This is a genomic window from Rhizobium sp. WCS2018Hpa-16 (genome assembly GCF_031843705.1).
Taxonomy (GTDB): domain Bacteria; phylum Pseudomonadota; class Alphaproteobacteria; order Rhizobiales; family Rhizobiaceae; genus Agrobacterium; species Agrobacterium tumefaciens_C.
The window spans coordinates 215,588-235,140 of record NZ_JAVTIX010000008.1; the positions used below are offsets into that span (position 1 = coordinate 215,588).

Below are 19,553 nucleotides of genomic sequence, written 5' to 3' on the forward strand. Positions count from 1 at the left end.
AATTTTCCTATCCAGCTTGGACGAGCGTCCAGAGGGCGGCGCGGGTAGGGAAGACAGGCTGTAAACAGCCCCGATCACATGGGTGCCGAGCTACTTCTTTTGGTCGACCGCAAGGGGTTGTCGGGAGAATCTGGCCATTCTGTTGGTCTCAACGATGTCGTTGATCCTCTCGTTTGGATTTTAATTGGAAGAATGCGCAGTTCTCGCTGGTGAGGGTACCTATCCTAAAATTAGTTGGTGTCATTTTTTGACCTCATGTCTCTTCCGGTTCGTGCTGACGGCTTATGTGCATCATGCGTAGCTTTTATGTCGGCGGGTTGTTCAACACATCGAACACGATAATTGATAATAGTATTGGCTGGCGCGAAGCTGGTGATTACAAGTATTTCTCGATTGATATTCCAAAGCGTCTTATTTTTTAGCCCAAGGTGCGCAATTACTTCGCTTTCAGTACAGATTTTCGCATTTATTATACTTGACAGCTGTTTCCATGCGGGATCATAGCGGCGCCGGCGGTCGCGATCTTTTTTTGAAGAGGGGATTTAAGAGTGTCTTTGTCCATCAAGGTGTCCACCTATGTTAAGTGGAAACCTCCATGCCTGACAGCATTTAAGAGAGGAAGGCGTATAGAAACTCGCGCTTACCCTCCTCGATGATTTCGATGTTCTGGTCGAGCATTCATGCCGGACGGTGCGGTTATAGCAACTCATGTCACCGGCGACAGGCTGATACGGATGGCTTGCAGAGTAACTTCGAACCCTGCGCTACCGTCAAGGAGACGTTCCATCATTAGCGCTCCTTCGAGCGAAGACATGACAACGCGTGCCGCCTGGCGATCTTCGAGACTTGCGTTGACCTCTGCGTTCTGTCTGCCCGTTTGGTAGATCTTTTCGATCCAGGTCAGATGTTCCCGAAAAAAGGCAATGGTTCCTTCTCTCAACTCGATGGGCAGTATTTCAAGCTCGGATGACAACGCCGCGCACAAACATCCAAGTCCGTTGTCTACTCCTGTTAGGTAGAGCCGACCGTAGGCCTCAATTCGATCCAGTGCATTACCGGTGTTGTTTTCTATTCCATGAAGAGCAACTATGTAACGATCGCGGTAGGATTGTAAAACTGATGCGACAAGCCCTTCCTTCGTTGGGAAATGATAATGAATGCTTGCTTTACGAATGCCTACCTGTTTGGAGACGTCCGCATAACTGAAGCCCGAATACCCTCTCCGACGAATTAAGTCCTCGGCACTACTTAAAAGCTCTGATCGCATCTGAGACACGTGCTTTACCCTCCGCCCCTCAAAAAGCCCCCATTGTATATTCTCTACCTACAAATAGATAGCTCAATGCGTGGAATTTAGACGCGCAAACGAAGCCGGCAGCGGGCGCTTGTCCCTGCACAGAGCCTTGGAGAACGCCTTATACAGTTCTTTGAGGAGCTGGATCGTTGTGCAAAGCTACGATCGGCTCGCAGTTGCATACCTACTAGTAGGATGATAGATGTGCTGCGTCCCAGACCAGCATCTGCGGAATATAGATGAATCACTTTAGGGAGGCCAAATTGACCCCAACTAAAAAGCCCTACGCCGACATTAACGCGATCCGCGATACGCAGGATATTGTCCGAAAGCGGCCAGAACTCGGAAAAGTCACTTTCAAACTTAAAGGCAAAGCTAACGGCGGTCTCTCAATCGCATCGCAAACCGGCCCCCTCATGCAGAACGGACAGGCAGATAATACGCGGGACGGCAAGTTTTGCCTCATTAGCGACGAGCCCGTCGCCCTTTTGGGCACCGACACTGGAGTTAGCCCAGCTGAATATGTCCTTCAGGCACTTGCAGGCTGCTATACCGTGACGCTTGCATCTATGGCCGCCGCCAAAGGAATCGATCTTAACGGCCTTGAACTCGATCTTAACTTCGACATCGATCTCAATGGCTTTCTAGGTCTTGATGAGAAGGTGCGCAAAGGTGCGCAAGCGATCAATGTCGATATCGCGTTGTCAAGCGATACTGCAAACCGCGAACAACTCGAGGCTCTGGTTCGCGACTTGCCAAACAATTCCCCTATCCACGACACGCTAGCAAATCCGGTTAAGATTTCAGCGCGTTTGGTCTAACGGCGTCGGCCGGTGAATAGACGTTACTCACCGGCTCACCGTCGCCAAGGCAACTCAGTTCTTCGGGTTTATCCATGAAACTCAACCTCTACTACGTGACCGACGTCTATTGTGTTTGGTGCTACGGCTTCAGAAAAACAATCGATCGTATTGCCTCTGAATACGCCGACCGCGTTGAACTACGGATTGTCAACGGCTGCATGATCTCACAAGAGGTGTCTCTTGGAGAATTCTTCGGTCGTTTTCCAGATCCGTTAGCCATCCATCAGCGTGTTTCAGATACGTCTGGCGAGGTTTTTGGTGAGCCCTATCTGGAGCATATTCGCGCGTATACTACCTCGAAACGCAAGCTAAATTCGCTGGCTCCCGCGCGCGCAGTCGCTGCGATGCATAAACTGGGCGTGACAGATAAAATAAGCATTTATTCCCAGATTCTGTCTGCTTATTATAAAGACGGAATCGACCTCCTTTCCCCCGAAAACTACCGAAGACTGGATTGCATGAAAGCGGTCGACTTTAAACAGTTCGAATCACTGTTAACAGGCAGGGCGACTTTCTCAGCGGTCTCAAGAGATTTGGCTTGGGTAAACCAGCTTGGCGTGCAGGGCTTTCCGGCACTGCTCTTGGAGCAAACCGATACGCATTACGAGACAATAGCGCGGGGCTTCATGCGGTATGAGGCCGTACAGAAAGGGCTCGACGCTGCGCTTCGTTCGTTACCCCTAGCGACAGCCGCAGGCGTGCGATGCAGCGTCGATCGAACCAGCCACGACTGGCAACCCCCTCACAAACACCGATAACATCGAGGGACAACGGTCGAAAGCTAAGGTGCTTAGTCTGTGGGGATGTCGTTTGCGTAATTCTCTAACGTGGCTTTTTGGATCCGAACGAGCCCCTCTTGCAATACGGAACGAGGGCAAGCAAGGTTCAACCTGATATGGCCTTGTCCGTTCTCAACGAACATCTCGCCACCTTCGATAACAACACCCGCTCGCTCGAGGAAGAACCGGGTCAGGTTCATCGAACTCGGGAAATACGCACGCATGTCGATCCAAGCCAAATAGGTCGACTCAGGTATGCGCAGTCGCGCTTCCGGGAGATTTTGCCGCACAAATTGGTCGGCAAGCGCAAAGTTACCATCCAGATATACCCTCAGTTCATTCAGCCATTGCTCGCCGGCGCGATATGATCCGATTGCGGCGGCAAGGCTGAGTGGATTGATGAATGGATAGTGAAATTCGTTCCAAACACCTCTAAGCGTCTCATCGGGGATGATGATTGTGGCAATCATCATGCCTGCAAGATTAAAGGTCTTGCTCACCGCCATGCACGTAACGATGTTCTGGCTTTCAGGAAATAGCTTGGCGAGGGGTGTGTGTTTGAGGCCGTTTCGAAGGAGGTCGCAATGAATTTCGTCGGAAATGATCTTCACGCTATGTCTAAAGCAAATTTCAGCCAGGCGCCGTAACTCTAACTCGCTCCATAGCCGACCGGTTGGATTATGCGGGTGGCACAGGAGAAAGACTTTGACTGACGAGTCTGCAGCTTTTTCTTCAAAATCTTTAAAGTCAATTTCGTAGTGTCCATCATTGTTAATCAGGGGGGACGTTGCCAATGTCCTCCCGTTCTTCACTGTAGCGTGCTTGAAGTAGCCGTAGGAGGGGCTCAATGTTAGCACTTTGTCAGTCGGTCCGCAGAGATATTTAACAAGACCGAACAGTGCAGGAATGACGCCGAGCGACAAGACCAGTTGCTCGCGCGGGAAACTCCAGCTGTAACGCCTTTGGCACCAAGCGTTGAACACATCATAGAGCTGGTCATCGTAATTCATAGTGTAGCCGAATATCGGATGCCTCAACCTTTCCGACATCGCATCTAGAGCGGCTTGGGGAGCGGCGAACTGCATGTCGGCGACCCACATCTGTACGATGTCCTCTTTTTGCCGACCCAGAGTGACCGGCTCGACCTCCTGAGCGAAGAGATATCTTTCATAGCCTTCAGCTGCACTTGCGTTGCTATTTTCTCGCGAGATGAACCGGTCAAAATCAGGATGCATTGGGGCCAACCTTCAGGCTGCAGAAGCGACGATTAAACTATTATTCTGATGTCAATATAGCCTAAGATTCGACCTAGAAATCGCTATTTTTCTCACTTTCTCTGACGAATGCTAGCAGAATCCACCAAGGAACGGCAACATGGACGAAATTGATCTCAAGATCCTAATAGAGCTTCAGAAAAATGGACGATTGACTAACCACGAGCTGAGCGAGAGGGTCAATCTCTCACCGTCCCCATGCCACAGGCGTATCAGGCTTCTAGAGCAAGCTGGCATAATAGAGGGATACGGCGCTCGGCTCAGCCATAAAGCTCTCGGAATGCCCATTATTGCGTTCATCCTAGTTCGCCTAGCTGCACAGAGTAAAAAAGCTATGGCAGAGTTTGAAGGGGGTATCACCCGGACCTCGGAAATCACCGCCTGCTATCTCATGTCAGGGCGCCATGACTACCTACTTCAAGTGTTCACCGCCTCGTTGGAAAGCTATGAAGTATTCGTACGCAACAAGCTTTCAGAGCTGCCGGGTATCGGATCCTGGGAGACGAATTTCGTATTCGGCGAAATCAAGAAGAGCTTCCTGACGCCAAAATTATGAGGCAAGGCGTGTGCGTTACGCAGTCGGCGCATGTGGATAGCGTTTGCTTAGCAGCCAAGATCACCGCTTTTCGCTTCGGCAGGCCAATTATAGGGCCCAACTGTGTTGGGGATGCGGACGAAAACTTGGACCACCAGGAGGTAGTTCATGTATTCCTACGCAGACAGACTTCGAGCCGTTGAGCTTTACATCAGGCTTGGCAAGCGGGTTAAGGCGACCATTCGCCAGTTGGGTTATCCGACCAAAAATGCGTTGAAGGGCTGGTACCGTGAGTACGAGCAGCGTTTTGATCTGTGCGCTCGTTATCCGGTTCGAATGCCGAAATATTCCGAGGATCAGAAGCAGGCGGCGCTTGAGCATTACCAGACCAACGATCGCTGTATCTCTGCGACAATGCGAGCACTGGGTTATCCCGGCCGAGGAACCTTGACCGTATGGGTTCGAGAAGCGTTCCCAGAGGCGAGAGCTTCCATGGTCGGTCGATCGTGGCGTCCGGCCTATTCGGAGACTTTGAAGCAGGTTGGTATCATGGAGCTTTGCAGTGGAGAGGAAAGTGCCCAACGAGTAGCCGACCGGCTGGGCGTCTGCAGGCCGACGTTGTACAACTGGAGAAATCAGTTACTCGGTCATGAGGCTCCTTCATCCATGAAACGCCGCAAAACCTCTGCGCCGGCGCCCGAACGCGAGGAACTTGAGCGACAGCTCGAAGTCCTCCAACGCGATGTCCGTCAGTTGCAACTCGAGCATGATCTGTTGAAGAAGGCCAACGAACTGCTAAAAAAAGGCCTGGGCGTCGATCTCCAGACCCTGAGTAATCGGGAAAAGACACAGTTGGTTGACGCCCTTAAAGAGACCTATCGCTTGCCAGAAATGCTCGCCCAACTGCAAATTGCGCGAAGCTCCTATTTTTATCATCGCACGCGCATGTGTCTGGCAGACAAGTATGCCGCCGTCCGGGACAGCCTTGCGGAAATCTTTGAAGCGAACCGTCGTTGTTACGGCTATCGGCGACTACAGGCGTCGCTGGCCAGGCAGAGCGTGATCATCTCGGAAAAGGTTGTCCAGCGCTTGATGAAGCAGGAGCACTTGGTCGTTGCTAGACCGCGTCGCCGGCGTTTCGGATCATACTTGGGAGAAATCAGTCCGGCCCCTGACAACTTGATCAATCGCGACTTCCATGCAGACGCGCCGAACGTGAAATGGCTAACAGACATCACCGAGTTCCAGATCCCAGCCGGGAAGGTCTACCTTTCGCCCATCATCGACTGCTTTGACGGAATGGTCATCAGCTGGTCCATCGGAACTCAACCAGACGCGGGCCTCGTCAACACCATGCTGGATGCAGCTATTGAGACCGTGACAGACGGCGAGGAACGACCAATCGTCCATTCTGATCGCGGAGCCCATTATCGCTGGCCTGGCTGGCTAACGCGGATCAGCGAAGCGAAACTGGTTCGCTCGATGTCCCGAAAGTGTTGGTTTCCACGCAGAACTGAGCCGGTTAGGCAGATAATTTCCATTGAGAACTGAGCCATGTGAACCTTCCCCCCAACGCGGCGAGCGACGGGGGCAACGGAGTGATCCACATGGGACTTTTAAACATCATCCGTCGGATGGCGCTGCGAGAGAAGCAGTCGATCCGTGAGATCAGCCGACGCACCGGGCTGTCGCGCAACACGATCGCAAAGTATTTGAACGCAGGTACAATCGAGCCGACGTTCACGGTACCGGAACGACCAAGCAAGCTTGATCCCTTTTCCGACAAACTGGCGGCATGGCTGAAGACAGAGACCGGAAAGTCGCGCAAGCAGCGCCGGACCTTGAAGCAGCTTCATGCCGACCTTGTAGCTCTCGGTTTTACGGGCTCGTATAATCGGGTGGCCGCCTTCGCCCGCGAGTGGCGAGCTGATCGGCTACGTGAGCAGCATACGACGGGCCGTGGCGTATTCGTTCCGCTGTCTTTCCGACCTGGTGAGGCATTCCAGTTCGATTGGAGTGAGGACTACGCCGTGATCGGCGGCGAGCGCACGAAGCTCCAGGTCGCACATATTAAACTATCTCACAGTCGGGCGTTTCTGGTCAGGGCCTACTTGTTGCAAACACACGACATGCTCTTTGACGCGCACTGGCACGGCTTCCGTGTCTTCGGCGGCGTGCCTGGTCGTGGGATTTACGATAACATGAAGACAGCAGTCGATCGTGTGGGCCGCGGCAAGGAGCGACAGGTCAACATGCGCTTCCTCGCGATGACGAACCATTACGTCTTTGCACCTGAGTTCTGCAATCCAGCGGCCGGTTGGGAAAAGGGTCAGGTCGAGAAGAACGTCCAGGATGCCCGACCACGCTTGTGGCAACAGATGCCAGACTTTCCAAATCTGAAGGCTTTGAATGACTGGCTGGAGCAACATTGCCAAGAGCTGTGGCGGGACACGGCGCATGGCACCTTGCCCGGTTCTATCGCAGATGTTTGGGCCGATGAGCGAGCAGCATTGATGGCATTACCGACTGCATTTGACGGGTTCGTCGAGCAGAGCAAGCGCGTCTCACCAACATGCCTGATTACCTTCGAGCGGAACCGCTACAGCGTGCCTGCATCATTTGCAAACCGGCCCGTCAGCCTGCGGATATATCCCGAGCGCCTGGTCGTCGCAGCCGAGGGAAACATTCTATGTGAACATGCGCGGGTCATCGAGCGCAGCCACAGGCTACCCCGGACAATCTATGATTGGCGACATTACCTGACGGTCATCCAGCGCAAGCCCGGTGCCCTGCGCAATGGTGCTCCCTTCCTGGAATTGCCGTTTGCCTTTCGACAACTACAGGACCAGATGCTTCGCCGCCCCGGTGGTGATCGTGAGATGGCCGATATCCTTGCCCTCGTCCTTCATCACGACGAACAGGTTGTCGTCAGGGCTGTAGAACTGGCTTTGGATCAAGGCGTGGCAACCAAAACGCATGTGCTGAATCTTCTGCACCGTCTCATCGACGGCAAGACGAACGAGGGTCCCGACGTCGATACGCCACAGGCACTGACCTTGCTACGTGAACCCAAGGCCAATGTAGAACGCTACGATGGCTTGCGCGTCCGGATCGTGGGAGGTCGCCATGCGTCATGATCCTGCCAGCGCGGCCGTCGTCATCATGCTCCGTAGCCTGAAGATGTATGGCATGGCGCAAGCCGTCACAGACCTGATCGAGCAAGGTGCTCCAGCTTTTGATGCGGCCGTGCCGATCCTGTCTCAGTTGCTGAAAGCCGAGATGGCCGAGCGCGAGGTCCGCTCCATCGCCTATCATATGAAGGCTGCACGCTTCCCTGCCTACAAGGATATCTCTGGGTACGACTTTGCCGCCAGCGAAATCAACGAAGCGACGGTGCGCCAGTTGCACAGATGCGAGTTCATTGACGGAGCGCAGAATATCGTGCTCGTCGGCGGACCGGGCACAGGCAAAACCCACGTGGCGACGGCCCTTGGCATCCAGGCTATCGAACATCACAGGCGAAAGGTCCGCTTCTTCTCAACCATCGAATTGGTCAACGCACTTGAGCAGGAGAAGGCCAAAGGCAAGGCAGGCCAGATCGCTGAGACCTTGGTCCGCCTTGATCTGCTGATCCTTGATGAGCTCGGATATCTTCCATTCAGCGCTTCAGGCGGAGCGCTGCTCTTCCACCTGTTGAGCAAGCTCTATGAGCGGACCAGCGTGGTGATAACCACCAACCTCAGCTTTAGCGAATGGGCAACCGTCTTCGGCGACGCCAAGATGACGACGGCATTGCTCGATCGTTTGACCCATCGCTGCCATATCCTGGAAACAGGTAATGACAGCTTCCGCTTCAAGGCCAGTTCGGCAGCCGCGGCAAACAAGAGAGGAGAAAAAGCCAATCCCTTGACCAAAACCCAATCATAAAACCATACTCAGAGGTGGCTCACTTCTCGGTGGAAAAACCGGCTCAGTTCCGCATGGAAACCAACACCGAAAGGGCTGCTCACAAGATAATGCTGCTTGCGAAGGCTTCTTCGGTCGATTGAAAACAGAACTCTTTTATCCACGAGATTGGAAGGCCATCACAATCGAACAGTTCGTTGCCGAAGTAGACGCTTATATCCGCTGGTACAATGAGAAGCGTATCAAGATATCGCTGGGATCACGCAGCCCGGTCGAATATCGAAGATAGTCTTGGCCTTAACGTATAAATCAGTCCAGGTTTTTATCCGCATCCCCACGGGGTCAATATTCAACGCCGATTGACAAGAACGGAACGTGTTCCTCGACAGTTTCGGCGACGACGAGCAACTCATTGCTCGCATCAAAAGCCAAATCTACGCGGTCACTATCAAGCAACTAGACCGAACTGGGGACGAACCTGTCGTACCGGTAACGCTTCGATATGCTCCTCAACACGGAAACATTCCTTTCTTCTCGCCAACAAGAACTCGCCCAACAGAGCGTCCAGTTTGGCACTTTCACTTGCCAGCCCTGAGCCGGCAGCGTTCATTTGCTCAACCATTGCTGCGTTCTGTTGAGTTGCATGATCCATGTGGTTAATAGCGTTACAAACTTGCGACAAGGCCGCAGATTGCTCCTGTGCCGCAGTCGCGATGCTATCCATATGGCACGAGACTGTACTCACGAGTTGTTCGATCAAACCGAGACCGGTACCGGTTTCATTGACCAGGCTTACCCCCTCACCCACGGCCAATGCGGATTTCGAAATAAGGGTCCTTATTTCCTTAGCGGCAACAGCGGAACGTTGTGCGAGCTCACGGACCTCCTGTGCAACGACAGCAAAACCTTTGCCGGCTTCTCCGGCGCGGGCAGCTTCGACCCCCGCGTTAAGAGCAAGGAGGTTAGTCTGGAATGCAATTTGATCAATAATTCCGATTATTTGACTGATTTGATGCGAAGAACTCTCGATGCGCTCCATAGCAGCGACAGCGCTTCTAACGATTTGACCTGATTGCTCGGCACATCGGCGGACGTCGCGTACCGCGCCCAAGGCCTCGCCGGATCGCTGAGACGTCGAAGCTACGTTCGTCGTAATCTCTTCAAGTGCCGCAGCGGTTTCTTCAAGGGAAGCTGCCTGCTGTTCGGTACGGCGAGCAAGGTCGTCGGAAGCGGCTGAAATTTCTTTGGAGCCTCCCGTTACGGAAGAGACGGAGAGATCTACATGAAGAAGTGCGTTCCGAAGCTGGCGTACAGAGACGTTAAAGTCTTGGCGCAGCCCTTCAAATCGTGGCGAGAGTTCTTCCTCTAATTCGCAAAGCATGTCCCCGGATGACAGTCTTCGCAGACCTGCCGCAAGTGCACTTGTAGCTTCCGCAAGTTTAATCTCAGCATTCGCTTCGGCTCGTTTTTGAATCTCAAGCCGATCGCTTTCCGACCTCCGGCGTCCAGCTTCGGCGTCTTCCTCAAGCTGTCGATTCCGGATCGCAGCCTCGCGAAAAATGCCAACAGATCTCGCCATGTCACCAATCCCATCTCGACGTTCCATATATGGGATTGCATCGTCCGTGTTTCCCGCGGCGAGCGCAGACATCCGGGAACCGATAAGCCGCATCGATCTCGAAAGTGCACGTGTTACAATGACACTAAGGGCAATTGAGAAGACTATCGAAACAAGCACAGTGAAAAGAATGTTGCGAATAGATGCTGAAACACTCAAGGTCTTTCGGAGGGCAATATCGGCAATGTTGTCGGCCTCGAGTTGTATAAGAGCGGCTACAAAGTCACGACGGACCTTCATTGCTGCAATCCATAAATCGAAGTCGGCTGCGGATGGTGTGTAGGCCTTTAGCGTGTCCATCAACTTCATCGTTTGAAGAATAACTTGACCATCACTACTTCGAAAAAAAGCGTCATATTTCGACAGCGATTCCGTTGACCCGAATTGGCGGAATTGCGGTTCATAAATGCTCAATTGTGACCGCGCTACGCCAAAGCGAAATGCCTCCTCTGGATTAAGCGATCCGTTTTTCGTGTATTGTTGAGCGAGTCGGTTTATCGCAAGATAAGCAACATTTACCTGCATGAACGCATGATAACCATGTACAGCGAGAGAGAGATCCCGATCTGCAACCAGGGTGCTAACTTGAGCGGCAATGGAAATACTAGCCAAGGACAGCGGTTGAACATATTTCAGCGTAAGCATTGGATCTGAACTGCCTGCATCAACCTCCGAGCGGAACTCGGATATCATTTTCCAGTTCTCGGACAAGGCCGCCATCATTCGTCCTAGAGTCTCATCCTGGACGCCAACTGCTAAAACGTCCTGATAGGTCGACACTAACTTATTATAGGCTGCATCAGATCGCGATCGACTTTCCCTTCTGGTGTCAACAGTGGCCTGCGTCTCAACGGGTATAACAAGGACTAAGTCGCCACCTGTGCGAGCAAGTTTTTGCAACGCTGATGATCGCTCTAGGTCTTTGTATTTGGCGTATGAACTGGTGGTGATAAAAGACCCCAAGACAACGACTGCTGCCAGAGGAACAAGGCAAAGCAGTGCCAAAGAATTGCGAAACGACAACCGCTCAAATGCACGAAACATATAATATTCTCCCGAGAAGCACGCGTCTTCATGACGGAAAAAGCCAACAGAATGCGGCCGTGTACAGGCCTATATTTTGCGAAATAAGTTAACTTTCTGCCTATAATCGAATAATATTTTATCAAAAACAGTTTTTACCAATTTTATTCTTCACGATACAAAGTAACGTCTAGACAACGAGTACGCGCGCATAAATATAAATGCACACGTATTATTTTAAGTAAAAAGCAACGATTAAACGGTCGTTACTTCATGATATGATCCCGAAGAAAATTGGCCTGTAGCTTCCAAGCCTCTTCGCTCTCCGGAAGGGTTGGGTCTTCCCAATGAATGTGAGGCATTGCATCAAACACCACCAACTGTGCATTAACGCCAGCGTCTAGCAGAGCCCTGTGAAAATTGCTGGTGCCACTTAGGAAGAAATCACGCGTCCCAGTCATCGCCAAAGTGGGAGGGAAGCCCTTGAGATCCGAATAAGTAGGCGACAAGATCGGGTCTTTGAGGTCCGCGTTTCCCAGAAAAGGCTTTGCCTGATCCGCTGGAGATGTGACGTGCGGCGTAAACCCCTTTAGGCCAAAGATGGCTTCTGAATCGCCTGCATTTGCGAAATCAGCCGTTCCCGAAAAGAAGCCAACCGCGCCGGGAACCGGCAAGCCGAGTTGCCGTGCCTTTACAACGGTTTGCGCAGAAAGGACCGAGCCTGATGAAGAACCATAGATCGCAATATTCTTTGCGGAATAGGTTTTAAGAACCTCCTGATAGACCGCAACTGCATCATCCACTGCTGCTGGATAGGGATACTCTGGTGCTAGGCGATAATCCACAGCGAGCACTGGGATGCCACTCAAGGCTGCGATTGGAATCGCTTCAGTGATAAGCCCCTGATTCAACATGAATGCACCGGCATGGACGTTGATGAGGATGCTCTTGTCTGCATTTGGCGCGAGCTTTTCGGGCGTTATGAGAGTCACAGGCACACCCGATATTACCTGCTTTTCAATCTTGGATGGGAATTTTTTAAGAAGGAAAGCTGTCGCACTATCTTGAATCGGGCGAAGGAACGCTCGTATTTCGCTGATAGGCGCAGTGAACCCTCGCGTTGGGTCCGTCATACCATTTCTTGCTTTGATCATTGCTTTCGCTTGATCACTAATCGTGTTGGGAATTGGGACATCGAGATTTTGTATATGGGTGGTGCCGTCTGCTTTGAACGTGACGCTGTCGCCGCCGTCCTCGGCAGATGAGAATGCTACACCAAACGTCATAAAAAGCAGAAGTGCGCTCGGCAGCTTTATTGTCTTTGGTGACAGTCTCATAATAAAAATCTTTCATATCGTTCGATGGCGCGGTGGAGAAGACGCGTGATGATGATCGTCGAACCATCGTTTTTCAGATAAAAGTGTGCAAGTCAGCGATCGCAAATTCAGGCCAGTTTTGGCAACGAAATTCAGATTTGGCACGATCATCCCGAAAACAACAGATCCAACTCGTCAAGGAAGCCCGCAAATGCTCGAAGGTGCCCATCTCGCGACACCAACATTGTTTGAGCGATGATCCGAGCATTTCCGGTTTAGGGTGCACAACCTTTTTCAACGCAAGCCCCGAAATACACAAGCGTCTCACCGGGTAAAAGAAATGCCCGATTATGAAGCAGCCAGCTGAGAAGCCTGTCGCCACGCGGCTTCGTGGCTCGCTCTTTGCAATGTCTGGCTGGGCGTTTCGCCAAATCGCAATTTATAAAAGGCCGCCAGCCGTCCAACATGGTTGAATTGATACTGCAGTGCGACTTCGGTAACTGACGCTGCCTGGCTTGTGACAAGCAACTCGCGGATTCTGTCCAGACGTTTTTCTCGTAACGCCTGAAGGGGACTTTTATTACGAAACCGTTGAAAACTATAGGATAGTGTCCGAGATGGCGTCCCCACTAGCTTTGCGAGTTCTTCGAGACCGATGTCACGCTGCAGATTGACAGACATAAACCTCTCCGCAGCGTAAACACATGCGGGCACTGCACCCGGGGGAACCGCTTCACACGTGACTGACGAGTGGCCTGCCACCAGTTCATAGGCCAGGGTGATTTCAAATGGCGCGGACAACGCATCAAGAACCCTTTTGTCCCTGGCAAACTGTTGAAGGAGGTAGTGGAGTAGCGACACAAGTGGGTCGTCCTCGCCGATGAGCGGGAACACACGCGCAAATCCAAACGAACGAGGAACCGATTTCCCTCCAATTCTTTCTGAGGCAATTGCAAGCATGCACCTCTTCACGGGGATTATCAATTGCTCGCAGTCTGCCGAATAGCTCAGACGACATCGATCAAGATTCTCAATGATGATACCTGACCCTGCGCCAGCCTCAAATATCTGGCCGTTCTCTTCAAGAGTCATGGTCCCTCGTAAAACGACTTGAAACAGCACGTGATCAGGAACCGCTTGCGGAACAACTTTTACGTCGGCACCATATCGTAAATAAATAAGCCTCAAACCACCGACTTCGACTTCATGCAGGGCTGCATCGAGAAGTTGTCCCTCTGCGATCTCCATATGATGACGACTAAGAGCAACGCAAACACGATGAGCCACTTCATGAAAATCTTCGCTGCTGAAGATTTGATACCTTACTTCCCTCATGGCTTTAAGAATTTGGAATAACAGATCATTCATGTCGTACGCTCTGTTCAATTTCGAAAAGCACAATTGCTCGTCGTATGTTCACCATCTCGCAAGTATTACGCAGGAACCTTCAATGGTCTCTAGTCTCCCTCGGATCATTTGCCATTTCACGCGCGACAACACGCTTGGTAAGCGCGATACGGTGTTGAACCGGTGGTGGTGAGCGGAGGGGAGCCGGCTGTTCATCTGGGTTTACGCGAACGAAGAAAGCGCGTATCGCGACTGTGTAAGTTTAATAGACCAGCAAGTTGAAACTTGGTCGGCTCGATATGTCGATCCAGTGATATGCGGTGTGTGGAGCAACATCTGTCCCGCTCTCACGGAAAATTCTTGACAACCACGGAAAATGGCGACGGTATGAGAAGCAGCCGCTTTCTCCGTCAACTCCTTCGTAGCTCTCATCTGTGTATATTTGAAATCATATCCGACGGCAGAGAACGACTCTACCCCACCACGTGCGTCGAAAATTTACAAACGCACCGACATAGAACGCTCGTCAGCCCTATCGTCGCCAAGAACTTCCTCTCCGGGTATAGATCATCGACAGTAGCGCGACCGCGGTACGTTTATCATACTAAATCATCGCCGTTGCACCGCAATGGTACTGCTAGGCATCGCAACAGAGAGACATGGGTGGCGTTCGCTCATTCTTGTCAGCAACTTCTTGAGAAGTCTTCCGGTTGTCGGGATGTAGGTCGGCAATACAAAACTCCCAGGCAAAGGGAAGAGCTACTCCTAGGGATTGCCCGCTAGAAGACACAAGACGGAGACCTCTGCCGTGCTCGAGCTTTAACATCGTCTCCTTTGCTATGAAAGACTTTAAGCCCCTGAAACCGAGCCGCAAAACGCTCGGTCTCCGCGAACCCATTGGTAGTGAGTGGCTCGAAGCTGCCGACCCATCTCCTTATTTTGAGCCTTCAGTTTTGTACATTCCCGGAAACGAACACTCATCGATGGCGGCCAACTGCATATACGGAGCGACGAGAGAATTTCGATTGGAGAATCGTTGCGGAGTTAGTAGAGGACACAATCATACATTATTCGGACATTCATCCCGACTATTTTTTCAGTTCGATCAGGATATTGGAATAGGTCCAGTCGGACGTATTTTCAAGTTCATGGGGTTCTCCCGGCTCCCGCCACATCGCTTCACCAACCGTTTCTACCGTTGTACGGGTTCGGCCGCTGGCGAAACGCATCACATTCTCCCCCTTTGTCAGCGGCACAACCAAATAAGGTAGTTGGTGCTGATGCCACGACTGAACATCCCCCGGCGCCAAGACTAACGTCCACACCCGGACGGAGTCGTTCTCCAGTATAATTTGGGCTCCCACCGCACCAAGCTTTGTTCCATCAGGCATCGTGTTTGTCATAAGATCATTCCTTCTAAATTAAGGCGTGCAAGGAGAGAGTTCGGACTGGCATCAAAATACGCTTTGCGACGCGCCTCATCAAAATCTGCAAGTTGCTCGTGAGGCTCCAGGAGACCCATCGGAAACGGCCAGTCAGATCCGAACACAACATTGTTCGGTCCAAATGTTGCTTCGGCATTGGTTGCTGCCGCTTGCGAATGACATATACAATCCGTGTAGACGTTTGGGCGAACGCGCATCGGCCCTGCCCGCGACGTGTCAATACCTGGGCGACCCGTGTCGAAACCGCGCTGAAGACGCCCTATGGCCATTGGAAGTAGTCCGCCTCCATGAGCGAAACACAGGGTAAGATCAGTATAGCGCTCCAAAACGCCTGAAAACATCAGATGAGCGAGCGTGACCGTCGTCTCATAGGGATTGCCGATAAGATTAGTGAGATAGAAAGGCTTCAGTCGCCGATCTGAACATTCGCCCGGGTGGAGAAAGACGAAACACCTTTCATTGTTAAGAGTGTACCAAAGAGGAGCAAATTCGGAGTCCGCGAGCGTCCGGTCATCTCCGGTCCCGGTCGGCATGGAGAAGAGGCGAATTCCACTGGCGATCGCCTCATTTGCTACGCGAAGTGCAATTTTGGTATCCTGATTAGGTAAGTGTACAAGGACACTCATCCTTCTGTTTGATCCGGCTGCGATCTTTTGCAGACCATCATTCAAGTACCGCGTCCACCCATAAGCCTCTTCACCGCGCAGATGTTGTCGATAGGTAGGCGGCGGTGAAGAAAGGAAAGCGTGCCCTACAGAACTCTTGTCCATCCAGCCTTCAAATAGATCGGGCCGGAAGAGTTCCTTTATGCCAACCTTGTACCCATCAATCGTCATCGCTTGTGCGACTTCGTCGAAAGACACATCCGTCATTTTCGAAAGCAAGCCGGTGTCGACAGGAATCAGATGCGCATGAACGTCCAGTCTGATCGTGCCGGTCATGCGCATACCCCCAGGATTTTATCGTAGATGGCATTGATGTCAGTTCCCGGTGGAAGGATCGCTGCAACATGATCGTCCGGTCGAAGGAGCACGATCGTGTCTTCAACGATGCCAAACCTATCCTGGACCCGACCCCCGATATCAAGCAGAGCCTTCTCTCTTAGACCGGAATCGAGCGGAGCGTCCCAACGGGAAATGACATAGCTCTTCAGGCCATTCAACGAGCTTTCCGATAAAGTGGGGCGACGCCGAACATCGGTAAAATGCAGTGCGACAAAACTGTTGTCGCACAAGTCGTGAAGATAAACCCGCTCTCCGCTCCCGTTGAAGACTGGCATGTCTGGCACACGGTCGCCAACCCGGAATTGCTCGCGGCCGGTTCTGACGATTGACCAATCCCCGCCCCCCTCCGGATCGATGCGAACGCCAAGCAACGTGCGAGTCATCGCGTTGGCCCAGTCGTCTCCTGACATGGCTTTTGTCAGGCCGTCCTCGTCGCGGCTCATCAACTTGCGTGCCGCTTCGGCCATCTCACCGGATCCGTGGGCTGCAAGAGGCTTTTGCTCGCGCTCATAACCGTTCAAAAGTTCCGGACTGGCCCAGCCCCTCAGCACCCATGCGAGCCGCCAAGGCAGATTGATAGTGTCGAGCACGCCTGTATTCAGTCCAAGTGCCCACATTGGCGTGATGAGGTGAGCCGCATCCCCCAAAAGAAAAACCCGATCCTGCCTCCATTGGGTGGCGATACGATGATGGACGCGATAGATGACAGTATTGAGCACCTCCAGTGAGGTTACATCTCCAACGAAATGCCTGACTTTGGCTTCGAGCTCCTCTCGTGTCGCTTCTTCGACACCGGGAGCGAGCGGAAATAGAAAGCGCCAACAATGTGGCTGGCGCACAAGTATCATCCATTCAAGCGGATCTGAAAAATAGGCCAGATAGGGGTAATCGCGTGGATTGGCCTGATCGAGATCGACCTTTACGTCGACCAGCATGTATCGAACATCAAGCGAAACACCATCAACTTCAATACCGAGCTGTGTGCGAACGGTTGAGCGGCCACCATCGCAAGCCAGCAGATACGACCCCTCGACCTCCTTAATGCCTTCTGGTGTCTCGAAGCGAGCAACGACACCATCGCCATCCTGACGAAAGTCGAGGAGTTTGTGCTTCAGATTAACCACACCTTCTGGCATGTCCTGCAGCCCAGCTGCAAGGATCGGCTCTAGGTGATGTTGTGGGATGTTAAGGACAAAGGGGAAGCGGGTCTCTTCCTGAAGCACCTCTGTCTTGACCGATGCGCTGCGAGCATTGGTGGATCGTTCGACTTCACCTATTTCATCGACCCTTAAAGCTTTCGACAACACGGCCTTGTCGACACCATAACGCCGGAATGCTTCAACCGTCCTCGTCAGGATCGTCCCGGCCTTCGTATCTGAAGAAAACGATGAATCTTCTTCGAAGGATTTAAATCCGACGTTGTAGAACCGAAGAGCAAGCGCGGTCATTAGGCCGACAGGCCCTGCTCCGATGACCAGTACAGGCTTCATTTGACACTCCAAAATCAATCGCTATCGCGAGAATATGCCATATCCCGGCTCAGGATCGATCCGGTCATCGTTGCAGCGTCGGATAGAAGATACATCAGCGGACCGACCACGTCTGAAGGCGAGCCGACGCCGAGCGTCTGCTTCCAACTGTCGTTTTGTTCACCCGGATTGGCGGCCCGATATTGAGGGGTATCGATCACGCCCGGCCAAACGACATTAACTCTAACTCGATGTTCCACAACCTCTTTCGCCGCACTCTTTAGGAAAGCGATGAGCGCTGCTTTGGTTGATGCGTACGCTGCTGCCTGCGCCCAGCCCTGGTGTGCAAGGCCAGAGGAGAAGGCAAGGACAGAGCCTCTGCGCCGAGAGATCATTCCTAGAATGGCCGCTTGATAACACCACACGACGCCATTGAGATTGACAGCGACGACCTTTTGCCACTCCTGCGGAGCCATATCATGAATTGCGGTCCGAGGCTGGATGGCGGCACCGCAGACCAGCGCGTCGATCCTCCCATATTCGCGCTCAATGTCGCCAAAGACGCAAAATACTGCCTGCCTGTCGGATACATCAAGCTTACGAACCGCAATTGCCTCATCTTCGGCAGCAAGGTCGGACAGGGCCTTCTCATCCATATCGCACACGACCGCCCTGCCGCCAGCAGCGCTTACTGCCAAAGCTAGAGCTCGACCTATGCCGTTAGCTCCCCCTGTGATGACCACGACGTCACCCGTTGCATCAAATCGTACTTTCATCACGCTTTACTCATCGAAGGAATATCGCTTTGGCCGTGAAGATCAGTCTTCACAACACGGTTGCGAAGTTCACCTAGTCCAGTCGCCTTGACGATCATCTCGTCGCCCTCTTTCAGAAAAATCGCAGGCTCTCGGGCGTTGCCGATCCCCGCTGGAGTACCAGTAATGATAACGTCACCCACTTCCAGTGTCATCCCAAAGGACAGCTCTGCAACGATCTCGGCGATCGGGAATGCCATCTGCCGCAACTTGGCCTTTTGCATGACCTCCCCATTGAGCGTGAGCTCCAGGGTTATGTTCTCGATATCAAGCTCGTCACCAGTGACGACGAAAGGTCCCAGAGGCATTGTCCTGTCTATGCTTTTGCCCTTCAGCCACTGACCGCCATGACGACGCTGAAGATCACGTTGCGAGACATCATTGGCCAGGAAATAACCGAAAATGCAGTCTTCGGCTTGTGCCTTTGATACCGAACGGCAACGTTTTCCGATAACGATGGCGACTTCCGCCTCATAATCCCACTTTGCAGAAATGTGAGCGTCAAGGCCGATATCATCAAAGGGCCCGATGACTGTGTTCGGGCCTTTGGTAAAAAAAGTTGGAGCGCTTGGCCTGTCGACATCTTGACCTTCGCGTTTCCCTTTGCTCTCATTAAAGTGGTCCCAGTAATTCCATCCAGTGCAAAGGATGTCGCGATTAAAGCGTTGAATGGGGGACAGCAGCTTTACGTCCGCGAGAGCGACGTGTTCGGAGGTGGCATCAATAAGCATCTGGATCTCTGCCTGCCCACGCTTTATCAAATCGACCATGTCTCCTGCTTCTAAAGGGAAAAGCTTGACGAGATTTCCCTCCAAAGCGCCAGTACGTATCTTGTTCGCTAGAAAAATCGTTACCAGGCGCATGA

The 19,553-nt window shown here is 52.3% G+C and carries 15 protein-coding genes and 2 pseudogenes; 7 read left to right on the plus strand and 10 right to left on the minus strand.

Annotation, left to right across the window (positions count from 1 at the left end):
- Positions 1-706: 706 nt before the first annotated feature.
- A complete protein-coding gene (locus tag RQI55_RS20515; RefSeq protein WP_311273425.1) occupies positions 707-1,267 on the minus strand; it encodes a TetR/AcrR family transcriptional regulator in 561 nt (186 codons plus the stop codon).
- Between the two features lie 266 nt (positions 1,268-1,533).
- Between RQI55_RS20515 and RQI55_RS20520 the strand changes: the two genes are divergently transcribed.
- Positions 1,534-2,115 (plus strand): OsmC family protein, encoded by a 582-nt coding sequence (locus RQI55_RS20520; protein ID WP_311273426.1) that lies wholly within the window; start codon positions 1,534-1,536, stop codon positions 2,113-2,115.
- 74 nt (positions 2,116-2,189) lie between these two features.
- Positions 2,190-2,915: a hypothetical protein gene (locus RQI55_RS20525; RefSeq protein ID WP_311273427.1), complete on the plus strand. Its 726-nt coding sequence runs from the start codon at positions 2,190-2,192 to the stop codon at positions 2,913-2,915.
- 32 nt (positions 2,916-2,947) lie between these two features.
- Here RQI55_RS20525 and RQI55_RS20530 read toward each other — a convergent pair whose 3' ends face one another.
- A complete protein-coding gene (locus tag RQI55_RS20530) occupies positions 2,948-4,171 on the minus strand; it encodes a PatB family C-S lyase (protein ID WP_311273428.1) in 1,224 nt (407 codons plus the stop codon).
- Between the two features lie 139 nt (positions 4,172-4,310).
- On the opposite strand from RQI55_RS20530, the gene RQI55_RS20535 reads away from it, so the two are divergent.
- From RQI55_RS20535 to RQI55_RS20555, 5 genes and pseudogenes are all read left to right on the plus strand, one after another.
- Complete coding sequence (locus tag RQI55_RS20535) at positions 4,311-4,766, plus strand: Lrp/AsnC family transcriptional regulator (RefSeq protein ID WP_311273429.1); 456 nt, start codon at positions 4,311-4,313, stop codon at positions 4,764-4,766.
- A gap of 147 nt (positions 4,767-4,913) precedes the next feature.
- Positions 4,914-6,239: pseudogene (locus tag RQI55_RS20540) on the plus strand (IS3 family transposase); the annotation flags it as partial.
- A 113-nt stretch (positions 6,240-6,352) separates the two neighbouring features.
- Positions 6,353-7,882, plus strand: coding sequence for an IS21 family transposase (gene istA / locus RQI55_RS20545; protein ID WP_311273471.1), 1,530 nt, complete (start codon positions 6,353-6,355; stop codon positions 7,880-7,882).
- A complete protein-coding gene (gene istB, locus RQI55_RS20550; RefSeq protein ID WP_025590956.1) occupies positions 7,872-8,672 on the plus strand; it encodes an IS21-like element helper ATPase IstB in 801 nt (266 codons plus the stop codon). Before istA ends, istB begins: the two co-directional genes overlap by 11 nt.
- A gap of 67 nt (positions 8,673-8,739) precedes the next feature.
- Positions 8,740-8,959, plus strand: a pseudogene (locus tag RQI55_RS20555) (IS3 family transposase); the annotation flags it as partial.
- Between the two features lie 140 nt (positions 8,960-9,099).
- Here the strand turns inward: RQI55_RS20555 and RQI55_RS20560 are convergent.
- The 8 genes from RQI55_RS20560 to RQI55_RS20595 form a co-directional block, all read right to left on the minus strand.
- Entirely contained in the window at positions 9,100-11,313 is a 2,214-nt protein-coding gene (locus tag RQI55_RS20560) for a methyl-accepting chemotaxis protein (protein WP_311273430.1), read from the minus strand.
- A 245-nt stretch (positions 11,314-11,558) separates the two neighbouring features.
- Positions 11,559-12,629, minus strand: coding sequence for an alpha/beta hydrolase fold domain-containing protein (locus RQI55_RS20565; RefSeq protein WP_311273431.1), 1,071 nt, complete (start codon positions 12,627-12,629; stop codon positions 11,559-11,561).
- Between the two features lie 327 nt (positions 12,630-12,956).
- Positions 12,957-13,976 carry an AraC family transcriptional regulator gene (locus RQI55_RS20570; RefSeq protein ID WP_311273432.1) on the minus strand — a complete coding sequence of 340 codons (1,020 nt, stop codon included), beginning with the start codon at positions 13,974-13,976 and terminating at the stop codon, positions 12,957-12,959.
- 1,067 nt (positions 13,977-15,043) lie between these two features.
- Positions 15,044-15,358 (minus strand): hypothetical protein, encoded by a 315-nt coding sequence (locus RQI55_RS20575; RefSeq protein WP_311273433.1) that lies wholly within the window; start codon positions 15,356-15,358, stop codon positions 15,044-15,046.
- Positions 15,355-16,341 (minus strand): amidohydrolase family protein, encoded by a 987-nt coding sequence (locus tag RQI55_RS20580; protein WP_311273434.1) that lies wholly within the window; start codon positions 16,339-16,341, stop codon positions 15,355-15,357. Before RQI55_RS20580 ends, RQI55_RS20575 begins: the two co-directional genes overlap by 4 nt.
- A complete protein-coding gene (locus RQI55_RS20585) occupies positions 16,338-17,894 on the minus strand; it encodes an FAD-dependent monooxygenase (protein WP_311273435.1) in 1,557 nt (518 codons plus the stop codon). Before RQI55_RS20585 ends, RQI55_RS20580 begins: the two co-directional genes overlap by 4 nt.
- A 14-nt stretch (positions 17,895-17,908) precedes the next feature.
- On the minus strand, positions 17,909-18,649 hold the full coding sequence (locus RQI55_RS20590) for an SDR family oxidoreductase (RefSeq protein WP_311273436.1): 741 nt from the start codon (positions 18,647-18,649) through the stop codon (positions 17,909-17,911).
- On the minus strand, positions 18,649-19,551 hold the full coding sequence (locus tag RQI55_RS20595; protein WP_311273437.1) for a fumarylacetoacetate hydrolase family protein: 903 nt from the start codon (positions 19,549-19,551) through the stop codon (positions 18,649-18,651). The genes RQI55_RS20590 and RQI55_RS20595 overlap by 1 nt, the downstream gene beginning before the upstream one ends.
- Between the last annotated feature and the right edge of the window lie 2 nt (positions 19,552-19,553).